Genomic DNA, 25,220 nt, shown 5'->3' on the forward strand with positions numbered 1-25,220 from the left:
CATAAAATAGCTTTAAGAGCAAAGTTACTGACTAAAGTAGGAAATTAAGATGACTACACAGCTAGACGATAAAAAAATCGCTGAAATCAATAAGTATACGGGCGAGCAACGCCTGAAATACTGTGTGAAAGAAATCGTAGCAAACCGTGAAGTATGGATCTTAACCGATGAACACGGCTGTGTAATGCTGAACACAGAAGATGAAGATTGTGTTCCAGTATGGCCAAACCAAGAGTTCGCAGAATCATGGGCAACGGGTGATTGGTCTGAGTGTAAAGCTGAGTCTATTTCGTTGAATAAATGGCACAGTCGCTGGACGAACGGTCTAGAAGACGACGAACTTGCTGTTGTAGTATTCCCGAACGAGCAAGAAGAAGGCGTTATCTTGTTCCCTGATGAGTTCGATTTCGAATTGAAAAAGCAGGCAGCTAAGCGCTAATTCTTTCGTAATACAGTAACATCGTAAGTCAGCGCTGCCTTTCTTAGGCAGCGCTATTATTCAATTATCCCATCTAAGCTGCTTCCAACGTATATTCGTCAATACCCAATCAACTGATACAAAGGCGCTTGCTGTGCGGCTTTAGAAGCTTGCTGAAGCACACCTGTTTTGCTGTATCTCTTGAGTATATTTCGAACGATAGGTTTTACTTCAGATTTTGTCATTCCAGCTTTCAATTCTGGTTCATACAGCAATTGCAGTAGCACTACGTCTAACGGCGATAATAAGTCTTCTGGCGTGTGGTCGTTGAAAATAGAAGGGTAGGCTTTATCTGAATCATTCGGCAGGCCTAGAACTTGTGTGATCTCTTCCACGATACAGGCGACCAGCTTACCTCGCGATCTTGCCTGATCAACCGGGATTACAATCCCAGCTTATACAATCTCGCCTTTAGAATTGGTTCTATAGCCCGCCGTGCAGATGGCGCTATTTAAATGCTGAGTTGATTTGAGCTTGAGCACCGATTTCGCCTCAGATACCCACTGGCTCTGCCTTGTGTATATCCATTTAACGTTCGCTTCGGACTATTTACTGACGATTGTGATTGGGTGTTGAGTGACTTCAGATAAGTGTTGGATATGAAGTTCTGTGAGCTCTTGATGCAGTTCCTCGTCACCTACTCGATGGTCGATCCAAATCTTGATTGGTTGTTTCCATTTGGCGAGTGGTTTGCTGCCTTGGGAGTATTCGTGTTGAAGCGCGACGTTGTAAAAGGCGGTTTCGACGAAGTTTCTATCTAGCCAAGTGAGCGGTGTGCTTGAAGCGTTAAAGGAAAACAGAACCAACAAGAGGGGAAGCATTGAAGCTGTTCGATACATACTTTTCCCCTCTGCTAAATGTAGCGTGATTCGAGGTTAGTGGTTCGGCGCTTTGGAGAAATGGCTCTCAACCAATCTTTGGGTGATTTGGTGAGTTGGATTGGTTAGCACTTGATCTGTTTCCCCACTCTCAACCACATTGCCTTCATGCATGACAATAATCTTGTCGGTAATGTGCTTAACAATACCGAGGTGTTGAGATACATAAACGAACGATACGCCCATCTCTTCTTGTAACTCTAAGAACAGATTGATGATTTGCGAGCGCATTGCCATGTCCAAACCATTTAACGCTTCATCAGCGACAATGATCGATGGCTGAAGTATCAAGGCTCGAGCCAAACAAACCCTCTGTTTCTGGCCCGCAGCAAGCATCTGAGGGTAGAAGTAAGCATGTTCCGGTAGAAGGCCCACGCGCAGTAGTGTGTCTTTCACACGACGCATACGGGCTTCTGGAGGCATGTTGGTGTTTCGCTTTAATGGACCTTCAAGAATTCGACCGATCTGAATGCGCGGGTTAAGTGACGTATTCGGATCTTGGAAGATCATTCGAATCAGCTTACAACGAGTCGAGTAGTCTTTGTGCTCTAGCTTTTCGCCATTCACGCGGATCTCGCCTGCGGTTGGTTCGACCATGCCTGCGAGCATTCTGGCTAATGTTGATTTGCCAGAACCATTCTGACCAATAAAACCAATCGTCTGGCCTGCCTCGAGCGAAAAGCTAACTGGCTTCACCGCCTGATGAATCTTTTTACGGAAAAGACCAGAGCGAGTCGTAAAGTCTTTAGACAAATCACTGACTTCTAATAATGCACTCATGATTTCTTTTTCTTCTCCATATTCAGAGGGAAGTGACAGTTGAACTTATGGTTCTTGATACGTTTCGTATGTGGGATCTCGACACACTGCCTTTGTGCGTATGGGCAGCGAGGCCCTAATCGACAACCAATAGGAAGATGTTGCAGCGGTGGAATTGACCCCGGCAAAGACTGTAGCTTCTCCTTGTGGGGAATCCAGTCGTTAAAGTCTGGCATCGCTTTTAACAAAGCAACGGTGTACGGGTGCTTTGGTGCATCCAACAGCTTCGGTGTATCAGCGGATTCTACCGATTGACCACAGTACATCACGGTAATGCGAGTCGCCCATTGGGTAATGGTGGTTAAGTCATGGCCGATCAACACGATGGTGGTGTTATTGATCTGGTTCATACGACTCAAAAGACGCAATATTTGAGACTGTGTAATTGGGTCTAAATCGTTGGTTGGCTCGTCAGCAATCAAGACTTTTGGCTTGGCAGCGATCGCCATTGCGATCATCACCTTTTGACACTCACCATCGGTCAGCTCATAAGAGTAACTGTCCATTAGGCGAGAGTGGTCTTTGATGCCGACTTTGTGTAGTAATGCGATCGCTTGCTTCTTACGCCACTTAAATCGTTGCCACCAACGACCTTCAAACGAATGGGAAGGGATCGCTTCAACGAGCTGGTTACCTACTTTTTCAGAAGGGTCAAGACACGTTGATGGCTCTTGGAAGATCATTGCGATATCGCGGGCGATCACTCGGCGTCTTTCTTTCGGCGTCAGTTGCAGTAGGTCGATATTACCTAAGCGCATTCGGTCTGCAGAAACCTTCCAGTTTTCTTTACATACTCCGACGATCGCTTTTGCAACCAAGCTCTTACCTGAGCCTGATTCACCTACTAAGCCACGAATTTCCCCTTCATTGAGGGTAATACTCATTCGATCTACGGCTTTAACCATCCCTTGAGGGGTCTCAATCTCGATGGTTAGATGTCGAATATCAAGTAACGGCATTATTCTATTCCTGCATTTAGCGCTTGGCGAACACCTTCACCGACGAGGTTAATCACGATAACTGTAAACATAATAGCTAAGCCGGGTAGGGTAACTGTCCATGGCGCAAGGTAAATCAACTCGACCGAATCACCCAAGATTGAGCCCCATTCGGTACTCGGTGCTTGAGCGCCAAGCCCTAGGAAACCTAAAGCCGTGATATCAAGAATTGCGACTGACAGTGCCAGCGTAACTTCAAGCGCGATCACGGTAAGGATGTTCGGAAGGATTGAGTTCCATAGCAGGTAAAAATCGTTCGCACCATCAAGGCGAGAAGCCAGAATATAGTCTTTTTCTACTTCAGCATGCACGGCAATGTACACCGAGCGTATAAAGCGCGGGATCAGTGCCAAGCACAAGGCGAGCAAGATATTAAACTCGCCAAAGCCAAGGAATGCCACGAAGATAATCGCCAGCAGAAGAGATGGAATCGACATAACGGTATCAAGCAGGTGGTTTAGCGTGCTTGATAGTAATCCACGAGTCATCCCCGCAAGTACGCCAATCAGGCAACCAATGACTGCTGCGATAAAGGTAATCACAACCGCGGCACCAAACGTCAGCTGAGAGCCGATAATCAGACGAGAAAGAATATCTCGGCCTAAGTCATCGGTACCTAAGAAATACTCAACTGTTCCTGAGGGATCCCAAGAGGGTGGGGTTAACAGGTGTCCCGTTTGTCCTTGTGCATCATGCGGGGCTAACCACGGTGAAGTGACGGTAACCAGAATGATAAGCACCAAACACCATAAGCCAAACATCGCCAGATTATTACTACGGAAGCTGCGCCAGAAACGTTCGAACTGGGTTGGAATCTGTTCTTCTTGGTAGACGTTATTTGTTAGCATACCATTCCTTCCTTACCAGTGGATTGATCATTGCGCCCAATAGATCGGACAGAATGTTGGCGGTTAAAACCAAGGTTGCTACCACAATTACGCCTGCTTGAATTGAAACGTAATCTTGATTCGATAAGGCATCCAGTAACCAACGACCAATGCCCGGCCAGTTAAAGATAGACTCGGTAACAATAGCAAGCGTTAACATACTTGATAGCTGAACACCGACCTTAGGAATAATCGGAGGTATCGCGTTTCTTAACACGTGCTGCGTGATGATCTCTTTAGTGGAAAGACCTTTAATTCGCGCAGCGCGGATGTAGTTTTGCGTCATTACTTCAGCCACTGACGCTCTCATCAATCGGATGACCTGAGTCGTTGGCGCCAGTGCTAAAACAAGACAAGGCAACGCCATGTGCTCGATAACACTTTGTAGTGCGTGCGCACGGTAGCGACCCTCGGCAAAAAAGGCGTCAATCATCGCGAAGCCAGTCACGTGTTCAATCTCGTAAAGTAGGTCGTATCGGCCACCAACTGGGAACATTTCAAAGTGCAGTGAAAACACCATGATCATCAGCAACGCGACCCAAAATATAGGCGCAGAGTAACCGGCCATTGAGGTGAACGATATGGTGGTATCAACAAATTTACCTTGTCTCATACCAGCAATGGTGCCGAAAGGGATACCGATGATGAGTGCCAACACAAAGGCAAAGAAGCACAGCTCTAGCGTTGCAGGGAACACCACGACCAACTCATCGATGATAGGCACACCGTGTTTGCTTAGACCAAAGTTGAGCGTCGATAATTCAGTGATATAGCTAATCCAACCGGGCCAAAAATCTTGAATTGCCCAAGGTGAGGTTTGGTCTAATCGAAGCAGGGAAAAACCTACCAAGGTCAGAATCCCTAACGTAATAACGAATAAGTTTACACGTCTTAATGTATACCAAAACATTACTGCACCTCTCTTCTGACTTGATCAAAAGGTTGGGCATTGAAAGGACTTGCTTTAAAGCCTGTTAGCGAACGATCGTGCACGCGAAATTGCACGCCATGAGCAAGAGGAATCACAGGAACTTCTTCATTGAGAATGTTTTGGGCTTGTCGGTACAAGTTCACACGGTGCCTTTGTTGATTGATCTCTAATGCTAAGTCGAGGAGGAAATCAAAGTCTGAATTACACCACATTGAGACGTTTAACCCTGCACGTTCAGAGCTGCATGAGAGCAGCGGGCGCAAGAAGTTATCTGGGTCACCGGTATTGCCTATCCAGCCTGTAAGCAACAAGTCTGTTGAGGAAATAGAGGACAACTGTGTCCGGTCAAATCGGTCGTCGGTATAGAGTTTCAATTCAATACCAATATCGGCTAAGTTTGCTTGGATAAGTTCTGCCGTTTTTCTTGGACTTGGATTGTATGCGCGTGGCTCTAGTGGTACCCACATTGAAAGCTCTAACCCAGGCTCAACGCCAGCTTCTTTGAGAAGCGCAACCGCATAGTTTCGGTCGTAGCGAGCTTGAACGCTGTCTTTTTGGTGAGCCCAAGAAGTAGGAGGAAGCAAGGTGTAGGCCTTGGTTCCTGTACCGTAATACACAGAATCGAGAATGTTCTGACGATTGATGGCTAAGTTGAGCGCTTTACGAACTCGAGAGTCACGCAGTGCAGGGTGCTCAGTATTCAGCGCGATGAAAGAGACATTAACCGCCGGTGTGGCAGAAATCTTCAACTCTTCATGAGCCTGAATAATAGGGATCTGGCTAGAAATCGGAGAGTTGAGCACATCACATTCACTGCGTAGAAGCTTAGCAAGTGTGCCTGTTCCACGTTGTGAAGTATCGAACACAACTTGGTCCATTTGTACTTCACCCTTCCAGTAGTGCTTGTTCTTTTTCAAGCGCACTAGGTCGTTGATTTGGTATTCATCCAAGTAGAAAGGGCCAGTGCCGACTGGATTGGAATCGATTCGATTTTTCTCATCCGCTGCAATGAGCTGATTGGCATACTCTTTAGAGTGAATGACCGCATAGCTGGTGGCGATATTATTGAGAAATGAATTGTCTGGACGACTTAATTGGAATTTCACTGTTAGGTCGTCGACTGCGGTGATATCGACAATCAGGTTTTTGAAATCGATTCCGGCAAACCATGGGTATAGGCCGCCACCCACATAATGAAATGGGTTTGAACTATCAATGACACGTTCAAAGCTAAACACCACATCTTGTGCATTCATGCTACGAGTAGGGGTGAACCAGTCTGTCGTTTGGAACGCAACATTTGGGCGCAGTTTGAACGTGTACTCTGTACCTGATTTATCAACAGACCAACTTGTCGCCAAGTTCTGTTTTGGTCGGTACGTCATCGGATCAAGAGTGAGCAGTGTATCGAAGATTTGAGGACTCAGCGATTCTGCGGTAATGCCACTATCAACCAGCTGTGGGTTGAAGGTACTAGGATTACCTTGGCCGCAATAAATGAAGCCTTTTTCACGGATTTGCTCGTGATTCACACTCTCACCACATCCAGCGAGAAAGCTCAGCGTGCAGATGCTCAGTGATAGTCTTATTAGTGCTTTCATAAAAAGAAATACTTTTCGAAACGAGGCGTTAGAGGAGCCTCAAGATCCGGACAATTTAACATTTTATTTATTCGGCTCCAAATAATAATCAAGTGTGGACAGCTATTTATCGTTAGCTTGTCCGACAATCGCGTACTTCCTCACCATTCCACGTAATTGGTTGTAGGTTAACCCAAGTAATTCTGCGGCTTGTTTCTGGTTATATTTGCTCTGTTTTAGGGCTTGATTGAGTAGCTTGATGTCTTGTTGTTCTTGCCATGCTTTGTAATCAAGCGGCAAAGAAAACAAGCTCTCTGATGAAGTATGGCTGTTAGACGGCTCATTGCCAGTTTCCGGAGAGGAATCTTGCTCTGTTTTCCATGCGGGCTTAAATGGGTTAAACACCAAATATTCAATAGGATATGGGTCTTTTCCGTGCTGATAGATCGCTCGCTCAATGACGTTTTTGAGCTCTCGTACATTCCCTGGCCAAGAATAATCTAAAAGCGATTCAACGGCAGAAGGGGCAAAGCCAACAAACAACTCCAATTCCAATTCACGACACATCTTAATGGCGTAGTATTCTGCGAGTAGCATGATGTCTTCTTTTCGCTCACGCAAAGGGGGGATAGTAATGACGTCAAACGCCAGTCTATCTAATAGGTCAGCCCTGAATTCGCCCTTTAATGCCATGTCTGGTAAGTCGGCATTGGTTGCACACACCAGTCTTACATTGGCACTTAGCGCCTTTTGCCCACCGACACGTTCATATTGCCCGTATTCAATCACGCGCAATAGCTTCTCTTGAACCGCAAGGGGAGTAGTCGCCAGCTCATCCAGAAACAGTGTGCCGCCTTCTGCTCTTTCAAAACGGCCTTGATGACGACCTTTCGAACCCGTAAACGACCCCGACTCGTGACCAAACAGTTCAGAATCAATCAAACCTTCACTGAGGGTTGAGCAGTTCAATGAGATCAAAGGTTGATCCCAACGTCTTGAAAGGTAATGCAGTCTTTGTGCGATCAGCTCTTTACCTGTGCCGCGCTCGCCAATGATCAGAATGGGTCTTTCTATTGGTGCGAGTTGGGATACTTTATCTAAAACAGAGAGAAAGCTAGGTGATTCACCAATGAGGTTCTGCTGCATAGCGCGTCCTTGTATGAATTGATCGCTGGAGAGGTCATGAAAGAGCCGTAGTGGTGAAAAATACCAATACTTGGCTAAATTCATCATAGCATGGTTCGGATTAATCACCATTTTATTGTAAGTAACTGATAATAAATGGCTTAAAAGTTGGCATGCTACTTGGATTACTTATGGTAGGTTTAACAACAAACGTAAATTTTTGAGCAAGTGGATTGTTAAAGTCGTACAGCGATTTGAAACGCATTTGCCATCATTGTAATTAAGGAGTTCCTCATGGGTATTTTTTCTCGCTTTGCAGACATTGTAAATTCAAACATCAGTGCACTATTAGATAAGGCCGAAGATCCTGAAAAGATGATTCGCCTGATTATCCAAGAAATGGAAGACACGCTGGTTGAGGTTCGTACTAACTCAGCAAAAGCAATCGCAGACAAGAAAGAGCTAGCACGTAAAGTTGAAGCTATCGAAACTCAGATTCTAGATTGGCAAAACAAAGCGACACTCGCACTGACTAAGCAACGTGAAGATCTGGCAAGAGCGGCGCTAATCGAAAAGCAAAAACTGGAAGACATCATCAAGAGCCTTCACACCGAGCAAACTTTGGTTCATGAAACCATAGAAAAGCTAACCAGTGAGATCGGCAAGCTTGAAACCAAAATTGCAGAAACTCGCGCAAAGCAACAAGCATTAATGATTCGTAATAATGCGGCGAGCAATCGTCGTGATGTTCAAAAACACCTGCATTCAAGCAAAACCAACGAAGCAATGGCGAAGTTTGAGCAATTCTCGCGTAAAGTGGATGAATTAGAAGCTGAAGCGGACGTTTACGCTAAGACGGGTAACGCAAAATCTTTAGACCAAGAGTTTGCCGAACTACAAGCTCAAGATGAAATCGAAAAAGAGCTAGCGAAACTGAAGCAACAAGTTGAAAACCGCGATAAATAATCTAGGAGTTGTCTATGTCAACATTTCTAATTGCAGGTCCACTGATTGTCTTTTTAATCTTCGTGGCACCGCTATGGTTATTCTTACATTACCGCAGCAAGAAGAAATCCAGCAATGGTCTTTCTGAAACGGATCTTCAACGTCTGCATAAGCTTTCTGCGCAAGCTGAATCCATGCAAGACCGAGTGAAAACGCTAGAAAAAATACTGGATGCGGAGTCGCCTAACTGGAGACGAAACTATGAGTAGAGAACTGTATCGCGACACGATTAACGGCAAATTGTCTGGTGTGTGTGCAGGGTTAGCGAACTACTTTGGCCTTGAAGTGTGGTTGGTTCGCATCTTAGTTATCTCAGCAGCGCTGCTTGGTGGTAGTTTTCTGGTGTTATTAGCGTATTTAGCTTTGACATTTATGCTTGAAAAACAACCACCTCACTATGTTGATGAGATGAAAGCCAAACAAGAGCACACACTCAAACAAAAGCCTTGGGAAAAAGGGCAAACGGCAGAGTCGTTACTGGGCACTTTAGAGGGTGATTTCCAGGAGTTAGAGACCAGTGTCCGCAACATGGAAGCTTATGTGACCTCCGACACCTTTAAAGTCGACCGCGCATTTAAGAACATGTAACGGTAAGTCTAAAAAAGATTCGATAACGGTTTAGGAAAATTTATTCCAAGCCGTTATTTTTTTTAATAATTTTGTCTAAATAAATCTTACGATAACTGGTAAGTTACATGTGATTAATCTATGTTATAAAAATATTTATAGATATGGATGATCACCAATGTATAGAGCCTCCGTTGTCCTATTGACAGCCTTAGCTGGGTTGTCTGGGTGTGGTAAGGAGCTTCCTCCCGTACCTGAACCTGATTCTAGACCCGCCAAACTCTTCACCGTTTCCGTCGGTAATAATGCCTTTGAACGTAGTTTTCCAGCCACCACAGAAGCTGGCGATAAAGCCGTTCTTGCGTTCCGTGTTCCTGGGTTACTTCAGACTATCGATGTCACATCGGGTCAACAGGTTACCAAAGGTGACAAACTTGCAACGCTTAACCCTGATGAATATCAGCTGTTAGAAAAGCAAGCGAGAGCTAACTTTAAGCTTGCCGATGTTCAATACCAACGCTCGATTAAGCTGCGTAAAGATCGAGTGGTTTCAGAGCAAGATTTCGATCAAGCGAAAGCCAACCACAACTCGGCTAAAGCTGTCCTGAACCAAGCTAAGGCTAATCTACGTTACACCACTCTGGTTGCGCCTTACGATGGAACGATTTCCATCATTCCTGCCGAAAACCATGAATACATCGCGGCGAAACAAGGTGTGATGAATATTCAAACCAATCAGATTCTTAAAGTCGTTTTCTTATTACCCGACCAACTTATCACGCGCTTTTCTTCAGGGTTTGAAACCGATGCAACCATGGTATTTGATGCGTTTCCTGAGAACCCTTACGTTTTGACTTTCCAAGAAGTTGATACCGAAGCGGATCCAAAAACGGGTTCATACAAGGTAACCATGGTAATGGAAAGACCGACGGATATCGGTATTTTACCGGGCATGTCTGGCACGGTAAGGCTTGTTTCTGCGCAAGCCGCTGCGACTAAAATTCCTACGTCGGCCATGATGACCGATGGAGATGATGTCTCCGTATGGCGTGTGAATAACGACGGTATTGTTGAAAATGTTGCCATCGTCATCGATGAAAAACGTCATATAGTCTCTGGGCTAAACGACGGAGATCGTATTGTCATTTCTGGCGTTAATGGTCTTGAGCCGGGCGTAAAAGTCCGAGAGTGGATCAAGGAAAGGGGGCTATAACATGAAAACACTTAAAGTGGCCACAGGGCTGTCGTGTTTAGCCCTACTGACAGCTTGTGAAGATAAACAAGTGGTAGAAGTGGATAACACACCCTTAGTTAAAGCCGTCGAGATTTCAGTCATCGATTTTAGCGACAAGCTCTATTTCCCAGCGGTCGCGAATGCGGCTGAGAAAGCTCATCTTAGTTTCCGAGTGGCGGGTGAAATCTACAAGCTTGATGTTAAAGAAGGCGAACGTGTTTCTGCTGGTGACATCATTGCAGAGCTTGACCCAACCGATTATCAATTGGATGTGGACAATGCTCAAGCGCGTTACACGGTAATTAACAGTCAATACCGACGTTCGAGTCCGCTAGTGAAGAAAGGCTTATTGGCTAAGTCGCAATTCGATGAAATTGCCGCTCAACGCCAGATTGCTTATGCCGAGTTGGAACTGGCGAAACTGCGCTTATCGTTCACTATGCTTCGTGCGCCTGTTGATGGGATTATTTCTCGAGTCAGTGTCGACCAATATGAAAATATTCAGGTAGGCCAACAGATTGTGAACATTCACAGTGTTGAGGATGTCGAAGTTGTGATTCAGCTCCCTGACCAGATTTATGTGAATCAACCCAATGAAACGCTCCTCTCGAACGTGGAAGCTGTAGTGAGAGTGCCAAGCGGTAATGAATACACCGCAGGTATTAAAGAGTTCACCACTGAACCCGATCCAAGTACGGGTACCTTCACGGTTACATTAGCTTTGCCGATGCCAGAAGACGATTTGATTCTTGATGGTATGGCCGTAGATGTGACTTCAAACGGGCGGGATATCGGTTTGGAGCTAAAAGCTGGTGTACTTATTCCGATCGAAGCGGTATTCAATGCAGACGGTGATGAACTGGATCGTAAAAACTCTTATGTGTGGGTTCTTAACGACGACAAGACAGTCTCGAAACAACAAGTCGTGTTAGGCAAAGCAAACCAGGAAACATTGCAGGTAATGAAAGGATTGGAAATGGGGCAGCATGTCGTTGTTGCAGGCGTATCGCGATTGCGAGATGGGATGACAGTGGAAGTATTGTCTCAGGAGACGAACAATGAGTGAAGTAAATAACAAGCCCCAAAATGACGATCAACAGGGTGATGATCAGATCACAGGTGTTGCTTCTTACTTTATACGTAACAAAGTCATTAGCTGGATGCTATCTCTGATCTTTCTTATTGGTGGTGTTTCAGCATTCTTCGGTTTGGGGCGTTTAGAAGATCCTGCCTTTACCATCAAAGATGCAATGGTCGTAACCTCTTATCCTGGGGCAACTCCTCAACAAGTGGAAGAAGAAGTTACCTACCCACTAGAGAAAGCGATTCAACAGCTTACCTATGTCGACGAAGTGAACTCTATTTCAAGCCGTGGCCTGTCTCAGGTAACGGTAACGATGAAGAATAACTATGGTCCGGACGATCTTCCGCAAATTTGGGATGAACTTCGCCGAAAAGTGAATGATCTTAAGGTTGAACTGCCACCTGGGGTCAATGATCCTCAAGTCATTGATGACTTCGGTGACGTTTACGGGATCTTGCTTGCGGTGACGGGTGATGGTTATAGCTACAAAGAGCTGCTGGATTACATTGATTATCTAAGGCGAGAGCTGGAGTTGGTTGATGGGGTCAGTAAGGTCTCTGTTTCTGGTCAACAACAAGAGCAAGTATTCATTGAGATATCGATGAAGCGGATAAGCTCTTTAGGTCTGTCTCCAAGCACGGTATTTAATCTTTTATCGACTCAAAATATTGTATCAAGTGCGGGTGCGGTAAGAATTGGCGACGAATACATTCGAATCCATCCAACGGGTGAGTTCCAGAATGTTGAGCAGCTTGGCGATTTAATTCTGACAGAAGGTGGTGCTCAAGGTCTCATCTATTTGAAAGACGTAGCTGACGTTACTCGTGGCTATGTTGAAGTACCAAGTAATATTATTGGCTATAACGGTAAGCTCGCACTCAACCTCGGTGTCTCTTTTGCACAAGGTGTCAACGTAGTAGCGGTTGGTGAAGCCTTTGATCGAAGACTTGCTGAGCTTAAGTACCAACAACCTGTCGGCATCGATATCTCCGAGGTTTATAACCAACCGAAAGAGGTAGATAAGTCTGTTAGCGGATTTGTGGTGAGTTTAGGTCAGGCGGTTGCGATCGTAATCGTGGTTCTGCTGTTCTTCATGGGGCTACGCTCCGGTCTGTTGATCGGTTTGATACTACTGTTGACCGTTTTCGGTACCTTCATTTTCATGCAGTACTTCAAGATAGATCTCCAACGTATTTCATTAGGCGCATTGGTTATCGCCTTGGGGATGCTGGTGGATAATGCCATTGTGGTGGTGGAAGGGATATTGATCGGCACGCAGAAGGGGCGAACCCGGATGCAGGCCGCCACCGATATCGTAACCCAAACCAAATGGCCGCTGTTAGGTGCAACCGTTATTGCGGTAACCGCTTTTGCGCCGATCGGCTTGTCTGAAGATTCAACCGGCGAATACTGTGGCACCTTGTTTACGGTTCTGCTTATCTCGCTTATGTTGAGTTGGTTTACTGCAATCTCAATCACGCCATTCTTTGCTGATATGTTCTTCAAAGGTCAGAAGGTTGATCCTAATAACGAAGGCAAAGACCCATACAACGGGATGGTTTTTGTTATCTATAAAAACTTCCTTGAGTTCTGTATGAAGCGTGCGTGGCTCACCATGTTCGTTCTGATTATTGGTTTGGGTGCGAGTGTTTACGGCTTTGGTTTTGTAAAACAAGCCTTCTTCCCATCTTCGACTACGCCAATGTTCCAAGTGGATGTTTGGATGCCGGAAGGTACCGATATTCGTGCGACCAACACTAAGCTTAAAGTACTTGAAGGTTGGTTAGCAGAGCAGGACGAAGTTGAGCACATCACGACAACGGCAGGTAAAGGCCTACAACGTTTCATGCTGACTTACTCACCAGAGAAAAGTTATAGCGCATACGGCGAGATAACGGTTCGTGTGAAGGGCTATGAAGTGCTTGAAGGGCTGATGCTGCGTTTCCGTGAACATGTAAATGGTCAGTTCCCTGAGATCGATTACAAGCTGAAACAAATCGAATTAGGTCCTGGTGGTGGTGCGAAAATTGAAGCGCGAATTGTAGGTTCTGATCCAACGGTACTGCGTTCAATCGCATCTCAAGTGATGGACATCATGCGTGCTGATGAAGGCGCGTTTAACGTTCGTCACGATTGGCGTGAAAGAACGAAGGTATTAGAGCCTCAGTTCAATGAAAGCCAAGCGCGTCGTTATGGTATTACCAAATCTGACGTTGATGATTTCCTAGCAATGTCTTTCTCTGGTAAGTCGATTGGTGTATATCGTGATGGTACAACGTTGATGCCGATTGTGGCTCGTTTACCTGAAGATGAGCGTGTCGATATTCGTAACATCGAAGGCATGAAGATCTGGAGCCCGGCATTAAGTGAGTACATTCCACTTCAACAAGTAACGTTAGGTTACGAGCTAGAATGGGAAGATCCACTGATCATCCGTAAGAACCGTAAGCGCATGCTGACGGTAATGGCCGACAACGACCTATTGGGTGAAGAAACGGCTTCGACGTTACAGAAACGCTTACAGCCACAAATCGAAGCGATTGAGATGCCACCGGGTTATTCGTTGGAGTGGGGGGGGGAATATGAGTCATCTGCTGATGCACAAGCGTCACTGTTTACCACTATGCCGATGGGTTACTTGTTCATGTTCTTAATCACGGTGTTCTTGTTTAACTCGGTGAAAGAGCCTCTGATTGTTTGGTTAACGGTGCCACTCGCCTTGATAGGGGTTACGACAGGCTTGTTAGCCTTGAATACACCATTTGGCTTTATGGCGCTGTTGGGCTTCTTGAGTCTATCTGGGATGCTTCTGAAGAACGGTATCGTACTGCTTGATCAAATTGAGATTGAGATGAAGTCAGGTAAAGATCCATATGTAGCGGTTGTTGATGCGGCACTGAGTCGTGTTCGTCCAGTATGTATGGCAGCGATTACAACGATTCTAGGTATGATCCCGTTACTGCCTGATATCTTCTTCAAGCCAATGGCAGTAACCATTATGTTTGGTTTAGGCTTTGCGACTGTACTCACGCTAATCGTAGTACCTGTGCTGTATCGTTTATTCCATAAAATTGAAGTGGCTTAACGTCAACTAACCTTTGAAATAATGCCCCTTTCTGGGGCATTATTTTTATGTACGATTACTAAAAAGAGACCATCGAGATGGAAGCAAATACAGTGGATAGAACATGTGCGTGGGCACTGAAACATGAGCTTGAAAGGGAGTATCACGATGCAGAGTGGGGTGTGCCTGTTTATGATGACCAAGTTCTGTTTGAGTTCATTACTTTAGAAGGCGCTCAGGCGGGCCTAAGTTGGATTACGATCCTGAAAAAGCGTGAAGGGTATCGTGCCGCGTTCGATAATTATGATCTCAACAAGTTAGCTGAGTTGAATGAAGACAACGTGCCGCACATCATTGAAAACTTCGATGTGGTTAAACACAAGGGCAAGATTGCCTCTGTATACAACAATGCACGAGCAACGCTTGAATTACAGAAAGAGTTCGGATCTCTTTCTAATGCCTTATGGCAATTTGTCGATAATGAGGTGATCGTGAATCAATGGACTGAGATGTCTCAAGTTCCCGCTTCTACCGAGCAATCTAAAGCGATGAGTAAGTTTTTGAAGAAGAGAGGCTTTAAGTTTGTAGGGGAAACAATCTGTTACGCGTTCATGCAAGCGACAGGCATGGTTAATGACCATATCGTAGGTTGTCCGCACAAATAAAAGTGTTATTTATCGTCGAAAAATAATTGCGTTAATATAGAAGAATTTACTGGTCATTTATAAACTATTCAATATCATATGCGACCAAATTCAAACCTAGAAGACGATAGTGAAACAACAAAGCTACCAAATTTGTGATGCTCGTTATGATCCCTTGCTTAGGCAGTTTGTGCGTGAAGATGGCCACGTAGAAACTATCGCGCCGATAGAAGGTAAGGTGTTTCTGTTCTTACTTGAAAATGTTGGTGAGTGTGTTGAACGAGGCCTGATATTTGATAGGTGCTGGGGCAATGTGATTGTCTCAGAGCAAGCGCTCACTAACGTGATATCTAAGATTAGAAAAACGCTGTCACGAGTGACTTGTGGTTGTGCGACGATTCGCACGGTCAGTAAAACGGGCTATTCACTTGAAATCGATGAGTCGATAAAGCCTAGCAAAACTGAAACTGTGCCTTCTCAAGTGACCGAGAAGGTCTCTAAATCAAACTCTTCGCCTGCCGAGCAAGAAGTGTTGGCTGCGACTGAAACCTCTACATATGTTAACGCGGCAACAGTCACTGATTCAGATCTCAAGACGTCCTCCTACCAACAACCGAACTCAGCTGAATTAGAACCTTCAAATTCAAAAAGCAATGCGTACCTCGTTAAAGCGGGCTATTTAGTCGCATTGACTTGTGTCGTTGTAACGGCGTTCAACCTTTTCCAAACCTATTATACGCCACTGCCTTATTTTGTTGATAAAGCCGAATATCGCGACAGCTACACAGATAATACCAATCACTACTTTTTCCATATCGCGCATAATGAATCCTATTCGTTGCCTGCGGTCACTCAAAAGCTTACAGCGGTGATACCGAGCCACTGTAACGTTGATGTTTTTGTCCGTATTTACCCATCAGTCGACCAACCCGAAGATGACGCGTTATACATGTTGATTCAAAGGAAAGATGGTGAGGCTCTGAATTATAGTGCTTCGGTTTTCAATATAGAGTCGTCTTTTGATTCTTTTGCTCAGTATATGAAAAAGAGGAGTTACTTTTGCGACTAATTGGTTTACTCATTTTGGTGGTAATTGCTGCTGCAAGTTTTTTGCCAGAACAGAACGTATTAGCGGGCACTCGATGGCATTGCAAAACGATTAAAACTGATTTTTTATCTCAGGCATTCCAACCATATCAATCGCTTTATGAGCGTATAAGCCTTACTTTTCAATCTGACCATACCTTTAGCATGAGAGAGTTTGTGACGATTACAGAGCAAGACGGTAAGGAGAGTACTATGGAAAATCTGTATTTCGGGCACTATGAGCTTGATGGGAATAATTTGTCGATGAGCATTATAGATGTGAGAACGGCGACCCCTTTCCATGATCCAATTATTAACAATGAATATAGTGAGTATAAAGGGGTGACGATTGATTACGCTATTGCAGTTAAGGATCAGTCTTTGTACTTGTTCAATGAACACCGCTCTGAAATTTTCAATTGGGCGTGCTTTGACGTTCAGTAGCTTTTTAAAGCGATGTGTCTAATGCGCTAATCTAAAAAAGGCAGGAATATCCTGCCTTTTTGGTCTGAGTCTGCTAACGCTTTAAATTAAACGAGCGCGTTGTAACGCTCTAACCCTGCTTCTAAGTCTGCAATCAGGTCATCAACGTCTTCTAAACCGATATGAACGCGAATCAAGGTACCTTCGAAGTTCGGATTTGCTACCGTTCTTAGGCTATCAAAGCTGTTCGGTTCGTTCGCTAGAATCAAACTCTCGAAGCCTCCCCATGAGTAACCCATACTAAAGTGCGTCATGCCATCAAGCAGCGCTGTGGTCGCTTTTGTATTTGAGTTTTTCAGCACGAAAGAGAACAAGCCATTGCCGCCCGTAAAATCTCGTTTAAAGAACTCATGGCCTGGGCAAGACTCAAGGGCAGGGTGACGAACATGATCAACCTCAGGTCGAGTCTCCAGCCATTTTGCGACTTTCAAGCTGCTCTCTGCATGTTGGCGTAGTCGAACGTCAAGAGTACGAATACCACGAAGGGCAAGGTAAGCGTCATCTGGTGATACACATTGCCCCATCAAATAGCTCTGTTCTCTTAGTTGATCCCAACACTTCTCGTTGGCAACAGCAGTACCTAACATCACATCAGAGTGACCAACAATGTATTTGGTCGCAGCTTGAATCGAGATATCAACGCCAAAATCAAACGGTGAGAAGTTCACACCAGCAGCCCATGTGTTATCGAGCATCACGATGATGTCGTGTTCATGAGCAATACGCGCTAGCGTTGGAATGTCTTGCACTTCCATGGTGACTGAGCCCGGAGATTCGGTAAACAGCACCTTAGTGTTTGGCTTAATAAGGTCTTGGATGCCTTCACCGATCGTTGGTTCGTAGTAGGTCGTCTCTACACCCATCTTCTTCATGATGGTGTCACAGAAATCACGCGTCGGTTCGTAGCAGGTGTCGACCATCAGAATATGATCGCCTGTTTCTACAAAAGAAAGAATGGCATTTGAAATGGCTGCAGTACCACAAGGGTAAAGTGCACAGCCTGCGCCGCCCTCGACTTCAACCATGGCATCTTGGAAGGCGAAATGAGTATTGGTTCCACGACGTCCGTAAAAAAGCGTTTTGTTGGCGCGATTAATCGTAGCTTTACGCTTTTCTTCTACTGAGTTGAACACGACGGTTGAAGCGCGCTGTACTGGTGGGTTAACGACACCATTGGTCCACCTCTTATCACGACCTGCAGTGATCAGCTTAGTGGTTTTGTTCTCGGACATGCTGTGAATTCCTTATCAATCGGTTATGTCCTATTTAAAACATGCCAATAGCCTTCAAAGCAAGAGTGAAGCGGGAGTTTTTATGCTTTTCTTTCTCTTTTTAACCTTTCACGTCGTTTATCGTGAAAGGCTAAAAATCAGATAGGCAGTGAGAGATGAGTCGGCATGGACCCATTGATTGGATTACAGCAGTGGATTGAACAGATAGAACAACCTTTCGAAGAAGCGGTTACGCAGATTTCTCTGCTCCCACTGCTCCAGTTCTACTGGATGCGATGACTCGATGTAAGATTGCTGCAGTTCAGATAGCTGCTGAGTGAAGTGCACATCGTCAACAGCGAGCGTCACTTCGAAGTTAAGCCATAAACTGCGCATGTCGATATTGACCGTTCCGATTAAACAAAACTCTTCATCAATCACTACTGACTTAGTGTGAAGAAGTCCACCGTAAAACTCGTAAATCTTCACGCCAGCTTCAAGCAGTTCAGTATAAAACGCGCGTGAGGCCCACTTAACCATCAATGAATCGTTGTTGTGTGGGATGATCAGTTCTACGTTTACACCGCGTTGCGCTGTCATTTTGAGTGTTTCTAATAAATCGGCACTCGGTACAAAGTAGGGGGTTGTGATACGAACTGAATGGTTTGCCTGATTAATCGCAATGGTCAGAACTTGTAGGATCAAATATTCTGGCATGCCCGGGCCTGATGGTACTACCTGAACTGGATGATGCGTCATTACCTCTTCAACCGGACACTCTGGTAAATCAGGAAGGATTCGTTCACCTGTTTCGACTTCCCAATCCCAACCATGGATGGCCGACAGCACATTAACGGTAGGGCCAGTTACACGAACCATTACGTCAATCCACTGACCCACACCTGAGCTCTGTTTGAAGTGAGCAGGGTCGACCATGTTCATTGAACCGGTATAGGCAATGGTTTCATCAATCACGATGATCTTGCGGTGCTGCCTTAGATCTAGGCGGCGTATTAAAATACGCCAAGGGCTAACCTCTAATGCTTGTACAACTTGCACACCGGCGTCTTTCATCATTGAAAGCCAGTGGCTTTTGAAAAAGCGTGGGCTACCTGCTGAATCAAGCAAGACTTTAACATCCACTCCACGTTTCGCAGCTCGAATGAGTGCGGAACCAACCGAATCCGTTAAGCCTCCAGGATGCCAAATATAGAAAACCATCTTGATACTGGTTTGGGCATTTTCTATATCTTCAATAATTGCGTGTAAGATCTCATTGGGAGACGCTTGCAGTGAAAGTGTGTTTCCGCTGAGTGCAGGAATGCCCATTCGATTATTACAAAGTTCATCGATCTTGTGGATAGGGGAGCCGACCTTTCCTGGCAGGTGGAGCTGGCAATCATCTAGTTTTCGGAACCAATCACCAAACGGAGTAAACATGCGGTGAGCGCGCTCAGCCCTTTTTCTGCCTAGGTTTAGCTCTCCAAAAAGGAAGTAACAAGCGACACCTACAATTGGGATAATGTAGATAACCATCAACCACGCGAGAGAAACGCTGACAGAGCGTCGTTTTAGTACGACACGGAAAGTCACACCGGCTACAAGCACCCAGTACAAAGCGACAGAGGCTAAAGTTAAAAAATGGTAGAGCTTTTCCACATTGAATACTCGAAAAAAGAGACACTTAGATAGTAATGCTATTTTGCGGATATGGGAATTTAAGGAATCAACTATTTACAAATTAGAGCTAAAGCTGTAAACAGGTTATAGTTGTTAAGCTTTGGTTAACTTAAGACGAAAACGATTGTTTTGTATGAAAAGGCGGCATTTAACCATAAAAATTTACATTGGTAACGAAATATGTACGGTTCGGGCTTCCAATTTTATTCTTAAACTGGTTTACTTGCCAGATAACGAGCGTCAATCAAATCTTTTAGGTGTGTAAATTTTTTTATACGCCTTATCTTTTAAAGACGCCACCCAAAGCAAAACACAACATCACATAACACAAAAGTTTGGAGTACACGTGGCTACTAGTAATACAACCACAACACCCCGCGATACCTGGGGTTCGAAGTTAGGATTCGTAATGGCTGCAGCAGGTTCTGCTGTTGGTCTAGGTAACATTTGGAAATTCCCTTACACAGCAGGCGAAAGTGGCGGCGGTGCATTCGTTGCAATTTACCTGTTTTTTGTAATCTTCATCGGTTTCAGTGTAATGCTGACTGAATTTGCGATTGGCCGTCATACGCAAAAATCAGCAGTAGGTGCATTCAAAACAACTGACCGTCGTTGGACGTTCGCTGGTGTTATCGGCGTAGTCAGTGGTCTACTTATCATGGGTTTCTACCCTGTAGTAGGTGGCTGGTCTATCGCATACATCGGTAAGATTGCTGGTGGTCTGCTAGACGCACCTGAAGCAATCGGTGACAGCTTCGGTGGCTTTATCTCAAACCCAGTTCAACCACTTATGTGGATGGGCCTATACCTACTACTTAACATTGTTATTGTTATGAAGGGTATCTCTGGTGGTATTGAGAAAGCTGGTAAGATCCTGATGCCACTTCTTTTCATTATCCTTATCGTGGTATCCATCAAAGGCATCATGCTTCCGGGCGCGATGGCTGGTCTTGAATTCCTATTCAGCCCTGACTTCTCTAAAGTAGACAGCGGTGTAATCCTAGCTGCACTAGGTCAAGCATTCTTCTCACTATCTCTTGGTATGGGTTGTATGTTGACTTACGGTTCTTACCTTAAGAAGAAAGAGAACCTAGTTCAAACGACAGCTATGGTTACTGCAATGGATACCGGTGTTGCTATCCTAGCTGGTGTTGCAATGTTCCCTGCAATGTTCGCATTCGGTATGGAGCCTGCAGCGGGTCCTGGTCTAGTATTCGTTGTTGTTCCTCAGCTATTCGCTGAAATGGGCGGCGTAGTTGGTCTTCTATTTGCTCTTATGTTCTTCGTTGGTCTAAGTGTTGCGGCACTGACTTCTTCAGTATCTCTACTTGAAGTTGTGGTTTCTTACCTAATCGATGAGAAGGGCATGAAGCGTGTAACAGCTGTACTGTCTGCAAGTGTAGTAATGGCGATTCTATGTATCTTCGCTTCTCTATCACTTGGTGGCTTCGGTCCAACACTGTTCGGTACTGGTGCGTTTGATATCTTCGACCTACTAACTGATAAGATCTTCCTAGCAGTTGGCGGTATGTTGGTATGTATCTTCGCTGGTTGGAGACTAAACCGTGCTGACCTAGAGAAAGAAATCACTAACGACGGTGAAGTATCTTTCCCACTATTCGGTCTATGGTACACACTAGTTAAGTACATCATCCCAGTAGCTATCGCTATCGTAGCGTTCATGGGTATCTCTTCTGGCTTCGACAGCGGTAAAGGTGCAATCATGCTACTAGGTATTGGTATCATTGCTGGCTCTGCGGTCATCTCTAAGAAGCTATAGTTCTAAGAAACTAAATCTCTTAGACGATACAATCGCGAGTTAAAGTAAGTTAAGAAACGGGAGCCATTGGCTCCCGTTTTTTTGTTTTAAATACTTAATTCTTATCGAAAAATAAAAGTTATGCATTCACTAAAGTTATCCGTTTGCTAGCCGATATATTTACTGGTTAGGGCTGTTCAGTCCGTATTTAATTTAGGTAGGTGTTGTGTGAAATTGTCAGTGAGAAAGAAACTGTATGCCGGTTTTGGCTCTATATTGGCAGTGCTTGTCACGTTAGTCAGTATTGTATGGATAGAGGTTATTGGCGCTCATAAAAGTGCTGATGAGATCAGAATGGACGATGTACCGGGCACTGTTACCTATCAAGCTGGAGATGTCTACCGAGATGCGTTGGGTGCGATCATTCAGGTTGATAACGCGCTGAACGATTATCGAACCAATAAGAACGAATTTGCCCAAGCAATCGAGCAGGCGAAGCGTTTGGAGAGTAGAGGTTCGGAAGATCACCGCCGTATTCAGCGAATTGAAGACCTGATGGGGCGTTTCACTCAAGAGTTTGAATCAAAGCTTGTGCCGAAGATCAATGATGAAGCTGCGCTACTAGCCAACATTCAACAGCTACGATCTTTGTATGAGAGCAATCTTATCCCTATTGAGAACTTACTGGATCAAGCATCAGCAAGTGAGCGTGCAGATACAGAACAGTCACTACTGACACTAACCGATACGTTTACCACCATCGAACGTACCATAATGGTGTTGTCTGTTATTGCGATTGTCTTTGGTTGTGTGATTGCGTATCTATTGTCTAGCTCTATTACCAACCGCTTGACTCGTGTTGAACAAGTAGCACGACGTGTAGCAAATGGTGACCTAACGGCAGGCGATATTATTGACGATTCTGGTGATGAATTGGCTGAGCTGGCTAAGTCGATTAACCAGATGCAGAAATCGCTAGTAGACCTACTAGGTTCTATCTCGTCTGTGACTCACCAAGTCCAATCTGTGACAGGGGAGCTATCTTCTATTAGCCAAGACATCGTTACTGGTGCATCAGCTCAAGCAGACAAAGCTAACTTGATTGCAACGGCTGCTGAAGAGCTAAGTTTGACCATTTCTGAAGTGGCTCAACAAGGTACTTCTACTTATGAGGAAGCACGTCGCTCTGAAACCTCTGCAGAAGATGGCCGCAACGTGATTGTTGAGATGGTGGCGAGTATTCAACAAGTGTCGACTCAAATGAGTGACATGTCGCTACAGATGAACACGTTGGGTTCGCATGGTGAGCAGATTGGTAGCGTTATTAAGGTAATCGAAGACATTGCTGAACAAACCAACCTGTTAGCTCTTAACGCTGCAATTGAAGCGGCACGTGCTGGCGAATTTGGTCGTGGTTTTGCTGTGGTAGCCGATGAAGTGCGAGCGCTAGCAGAAAGAACAACCAAAGCGACACAAGAAGTCTCGGGCATCATTCAATCGATTCAATCGGGCACTCAAGAAGCAGTGACTTACACTCAAGACAACTGTCGTTTAGTTGAGATTGGTGTCGAGCAAAGCTCAGGTGCTGTTTCTGCGCTAGAGGCGATTGTGAGCGGTGCGGGCAATGTACAAAGCATGGTTAACTCTATTGCGACTGCGGCAGAAGAACAGACAGCGGTGACCAAAGAAATTGCAGCGGACATTACCGCGATTAGCGATATCTCTGAGCAATCTCTGCAGCTAGCAACTCGTAGCTCTGAAAATACATCAGGCTTGAACGCTAAGGTTGCTGAGCTAGAAGCATTAGTGGGTAAGTTTAAACTGGCGTAAAGCTGTGGTTTGGTTCTATTTGCCTATTGGTAATCGAGTAAAGACCAAGCACTGATTGCTACTTGCTGAAAAGAAGCCCAACGATTCAATGTTTATTGAGTGAGTTGGGCTTTTTCGTAGCTGGAATCTTGGTTCAGACGCGGTATACTCCACGTTCTACAATGGAGCTAGCCTTTACATGTTCGATATTCTTCTGAACCACTCTGATTTTTTACTTATCAATAAGCATCCTGGAGTCAGCGTCCACAAAGACGATGGCGATACCATGTTGCTTCAAGAAGTTGCTAAGGCAATTAATGAGCCTAAGCTGTATCTCGTTCATCGACTAGATAAAATGACCTCGGGCATTCTGCTGCTGGCAAAAAATGCGCCGGCGGCGAGCGAGCTTTCACAGCTATTTGCAAAGCGTGAAGTAGAGAAATACTACCTTGCGATTGGTTCTAAGAAGCCAAAGAAAAAGCAAGGTTTGATCTCAGGAGACATGGAGCGTTCACGACGCTCTAGTTGGAAACTTCTGACATCCAAAGAAAACCCAGCGATTACCCAATTTTTATCAGCAACGGCTGAACCCGGTGAGCGTCTACTCTTATGTAAACCCTATACAGGGCGAACTCACCAGATCCGTGTCGCGATGAAGTCGATCGGCTCAGCCATTGTTGGTGACCCTATTTATAATCCATCGAGTGAGGCTGACAGAGGTTATCTGCATGCCTTCGCGATTCGATTTACCTATCAATCACAAGCCTACGAATATGTCTGCGATCCAAGAAGTCTAAACTCCTTGGGTGAGAAGTGGCATCAGGAAACCGTGTCGAACGGTTTGGACAGTTGGCTTGAACCTTGGTCATTAACTTGGCCAAAGCTAAACACTAAGTGAGTGAAATAATGGAAGCATCAGCTTTACCTCTGTTTTTTAGTCATATTGAACAGCAACTTAATGAAGTACCAAACGAACTACGCCGTATTTTCCACGGGCGCGGTAAGTTTTGGCCTGGTCTAGAGCAACTGACATGTGACTGGGTTGATGGACAACTACTGGTTAACGTGTTTAAAGAAGTAGACGATGAATTCTTGTCATCTCTAAAAGCTGGATTGGTTGAACTCACCAACAAAGATATCTGGCAATCAAAGCAGGGCACAAGCATTGTTCTACAACACCGTTATGCCGATGGCGCGCCTTCAGAGGTTCTATGGGGCGAGTTGAATGACTCTCCGGTTGTGGTTGAGCACGGTCTTAAGTACCAATTAGACATTGGCCGTAATCAGAACTTCGGTTTGTTCCTAGACATGCGTAATGGTCGTCAGTGGGTACAAGATAATGCCAAGGATAAGAACGTTCTTAACCTGTTCGCATACACTTGTGGTTTCTCTGTCGCGGCTATTGCTGGTGGCGCTCGTCAATGCATGAACGTGGACATGTCACGTGGCTCACTAAACAAAGGTCGCGATAACCACCGTCTGAATGGTCACGATATGCGCTCGGTTAACTTCCTTGGCTACGATATCTTTAAGTCGTGGGGAAAAATCAAGAAGGGCGGCCCTTACGAGCTAGTGATCATAGATCCACCTTCGTTCCAAAAAGGCAGCTTTGCTCTAACCAAAGATTACAAAAAGATCTTACGTCGTTTGCCTGAACTTCTAACTGAAGGCGGTGAAGTGATTGCTTGTGTGAATTCGCCAGCAGTATCGCCAAACTTCCTGATTGAGACGATGTCAGAAGAAGCTCCTAGTGTTGAGTTTATCGAACGTCTAGACAACCCGCCTGAGTTTGTCGATGTCGACCTTGATTCAAGCTTGAAGGTGTTGAGGTTTAAAATTAACGCTTCTGCAGATGCCTAATTAGCTTCAAGTATTAGCTAGAATATAAAAACGCCGCT

22 protein-coding genes and 1 pseudogene are annotated in these 25,220 nt (G+C 45.1%); 14 read left to right on the forward strand and 9 right to left on the reverse strand.

From position 1 onward, the window contains the following. The first annotated feature begins 49 nt into the window (after positions 1-49). Positions 50-439, forward strand: a complete 390-nt coding sequence (locus tag AC3CH3_RS05620; protein ID WP_004734596.1) for a DUF2750 domain-containing protein — start codon at positions 50-52, stop codon at positions 437-439. Between the two features lie 98 nt (positions 440-537). On the opposite strand, the pseudogene AC3CH3_RS05625 reads toward AC3CH3_RS05620, so the two are convergent. From AC3CH3_RS05625 to pspF, 7 genes and pseudogenes are all read right to left on the reverse strand, one after another. Continuing rightward, positions 538-1,317 (reverse strand): annotated as a pseudogene (locus AC3CH3_RS05625) (DUF2927 domain-containing protein). 36 nt (positions 1,318-1,353) lie between these two features. Continuing rightward, positions 1,354-2,136 carry a peptide ABC transporter ATP-binding protein gene (locus tag AC3CH3_RS05630; RefSeq protein ID WP_017060304.1) on the reverse strand — a complete coding sequence of 261 codons (783 nt, stop codon included), beginning with the start codon at positions 2,134-2,136 and terminating at the stop codon, positions 1,354-1,356. Further along, positions 2,133-3,134, reverse strand: a complete 1,002-nt coding sequence (locus tag AC3CH3_RS05635) for a peptide ABC transporter ATP-binding protein (RefSeq protein WP_017060305.1) — start codon at positions 3,132-3,134, stop codon at positions 2,133-2,135. The genes AC3CH3_RS05630 and AC3CH3_RS05635 overlap by 4 nt, the downstream gene beginning before the upstream one ends. Continuing rightward, the gene (sapC, locus tag AC3CH3_RS05640; RefSeq protein WP_488537921.1) at positions 3,134-4,021 is read right to left on the reverse strand and encodes a putrescine export ABC transporter permease SapC; all 888 of its coding nucleotides are present in this window, start codon (positions 4,019-4,021) and stop codon (positions 3,134-3,136) included. Before sapC ends, AC3CH3_RS05635 begins: the two co-directional genes overlap by 1 nt. Further along, a complete protein-coding gene (locus AC3CH3_RS05645; RefSeq protein WP_488537922.1) occupies positions 4,008-4,970 on the reverse strand; it encodes an ABC transporter permease in 963 nt (320 codons plus the stop codon). Before AC3CH3_RS05645 ends, sapC begins: the two co-directional genes overlap by 14 nt. Next, positions 4,970-6,592, reverse strand: a complete 1,623-nt coding sequence (sapA, locus tag AC3CH3_RS05650) for an ABC transporter substrate-binding protein SapA (protein ID WP_488537923.1) — start codon at positions 6,590-6,592, stop codon at positions 4,970-4,972. Before sapA ends, AC3CH3_RS05645 begins: the two co-directional genes overlap by 1 nt. Before the next feature lie 102 nt (positions 6,593-6,694). Continuing rightward, the gene (gene pspF, locus AC3CH3_RS05655; protein WP_017060309.1) at positions 6,695-7,717 is read right to left on the reverse strand and encodes a phage shock protein operon transcriptional activator; all 1,023 of its coding nucleotides are present in this window, start codon (positions 7,715-7,717) and stop codon (positions 6,695-6,697) included. A gap of 273 nt (positions 7,718-7,990) precedes the next feature. Here pspF and pspA point away from each other — a divergent pair, with 273 nt between their 5' ends. From pspA to AC3CH3_RS05700, 9 genes are all read left to right on the forward strand, one after another. After that, the gene (pspA, locus tag AC3CH3_RS05660) at positions 7,991-8,662 is read left to right on the forward strand and encodes a phage shock protein PspA (RefSeq protein WP_010440091.1); all 672 of its coding nucleotides are present in this window, start codon (positions 7,991-7,993) and stop codon (positions 8,660-8,662) included. A gap of 14 nt (positions 8,663-8,676) precedes the next feature. Next, the gene (gene pspB, locus AC3CH3_RS05665; RefSeq protein ID WP_004734605.1) at positions 8,677-8,910 is read left to right on the forward strand and encodes an envelope stress response membrane protein PspB; all 234 of its coding nucleotides are present in this window, start codon (positions 8,677-8,679) and stop codon (positions 8,908-8,910) included. After that, on the forward strand, positions 8,903-9,289 hold the full coding sequence (gene pspC / locus AC3CH3_RS05670; protein ID WP_488537924.1) for an envelope stress response membrane protein PspC: 387 nt from the start codon (positions 8,903-8,905) through the stop codon (positions 9,287-9,289). The genes pspB and pspC overlap by 8 nt, the downstream gene beginning before the upstream one ends. Positions 9,290-9,446: 157 nt before the next feature. Further along, positions 9,447-10,481 carry an efflux RND transporter periplasmic adaptor subunit gene (locus AC3CH3_RS05675; protein ID WP_488537925.1) on the forward strand — a complete coding sequence of 345 codons (1,035 nt, stop codon included), beginning with the start codon at positions 9,447-9,449 and terminating at the stop codon, positions 10,479-10,481. Between the two features lies 1 nt (position 10,482). Then, the gene (locus tag AC3CH3_RS05680) at positions 10,483-11,568 is read left to right on the forward strand and encodes an efflux RND transporter periplasmic adaptor subunit (RefSeq protein ID WP_019824281.1); all 1,086 of its coding nucleotides are present in this window, start codon (positions 10,483-10,485) and stop codon (positions 11,566-11,568) included. Then, on the forward strand, positions 11,561-14,671 hold the full coding sequence (locus AC3CH3_RS05685; protein WP_488537926.1) for an efflux RND transporter permease subunit: 3,111 nt from the start codon (positions 11,561-11,563) through the stop codon (positions 14,669-14,671). The genes AC3CH3_RS05680 and AC3CH3_RS05685 overlap by 8 nt, the downstream gene beginning before the upstream one ends. 77 nt (positions 14,672-14,748) lie before the next feature. After that, on the forward strand, positions 14,749-15,315 hold the full coding sequence (locus AC3CH3_RS05690) for a DNA-3-methyladenine glycosylase I (protein ID WP_488537927.1): 567 nt from the start codon (positions 14,749-14,751) through the stop codon (positions 15,313-15,315). Between the two features lie 109 nt (positions 15,316-15,424). Then, positions 15,425-16,363, forward strand: coding sequence for a winged helix-turn-helix domain-containing protein (locus tag AC3CH3_RS05695; protein WP_488537928.1), 939 nt, complete (start codon positions 15,425-15,427; stop codon positions 16,361-16,363). Then, the gene (locus tag AC3CH3_RS05700; RefSeq protein ID WP_017079009.1) at positions 16,354-16,824 is read left to right on the forward strand and encodes a hypothetical protein; all 471 of its coding nucleotides are present in this window, start codon (positions 16,354-16,356) and stop codon (positions 16,822-16,824) included. Before AC3CH3_RS05695 ends, AC3CH3_RS05700 begins: the two co-directional genes overlap by 10 nt. An 86-nt stretch (positions 16,825-16,910) precedes the next feature. Here AC3CH3_RS05700 and AC3CH3_RS05705 read toward each other — a convergent pair whose 3' ends face one another. Then, entirely contained in the window at positions 16,911-18,095 is a 1,185-nt protein-coding gene (locus AC3CH3_RS05705; RefSeq protein ID WP_488537929.1) for a cystathionine beta-lyase, read from the reverse strand. A gap of 183 nt (positions 18,096-18,278) precedes the next feature. Beyond that, positions 18,279-19,733: a cardiolipin synthase gene (cls, locus tag AC3CH3_RS05710; RefSeq protein WP_019824268.1), complete on the reverse strand. Its 1,455-nt coding sequence runs from the start codon at positions 19,731-19,733 to the stop codon at positions 18,279-18,281. A gap of 367 nt (positions 19,734-20,100) precedes the next feature. On the opposite strand from cls, the gene AC3CH3_RS05715 reads away from it, so the two are divergent. The 4 genes from AC3CH3_RS05715 (at position 20,101) to AC3CH3_RS05730 (ending at position 25,182) form a co-directional block, all read left to right on the forward strand. Next, entirely contained in the window at positions 20,101-21,534 is a 1,434-nt protein-coding gene (locus AC3CH3_RS05715) for a sodium-dependent transporter (protein WP_019824266.1), read from the forward strand. Between the two features lie 207 nt (positions 21,535-21,741). Continuing rightward, the gene (locus tag AC3CH3_RS05720; RefSeq protein WP_488537930.1) at positions 21,742-23,343 is read left to right on the forward strand and encodes a methyl-accepting chemotaxis protein; all 1,602 of its coding nucleotides are present in this window, start codon (positions 21,742-21,744) and stop codon (positions 23,341-23,343) included. A 178-nt stretch (positions 23,344-23,521) separates the two neighbouring features. Further along, positions 23,522-24,220 carry a TIGR01621 family pseudouridine synthase gene (locus tag AC3CH3_RS05725; protein ID WP_488537931.1) on the forward strand — a complete coding sequence of 233 codons (699 nt, stop codon included), beginning with the start codon at positions 23,522-23,524 and terminating at the stop codon, positions 24,218-24,220. An 8-nt stretch (positions 24,221-24,228) separates the two neighbouring features. Then, positions 24,229-25,182 carry a class I SAM-dependent methyltransferase gene (locus AC3CH3_RS05730; RefSeq protein WP_488537932.1) on the forward strand — a complete coding sequence of 318 codons (954 nt, stop codon included), beginning with the start codon at positions 24,229-24,231 and terminating at the stop codon, positions 25,180-25,182. The last annotated feature ends 38 nt before the right edge of the window (positions 25,183-25,220 follow it).

The sequence above is a fragment of the Vibrio sp. QJM3NY_35 genome (genome assembly GCF_057785915.1).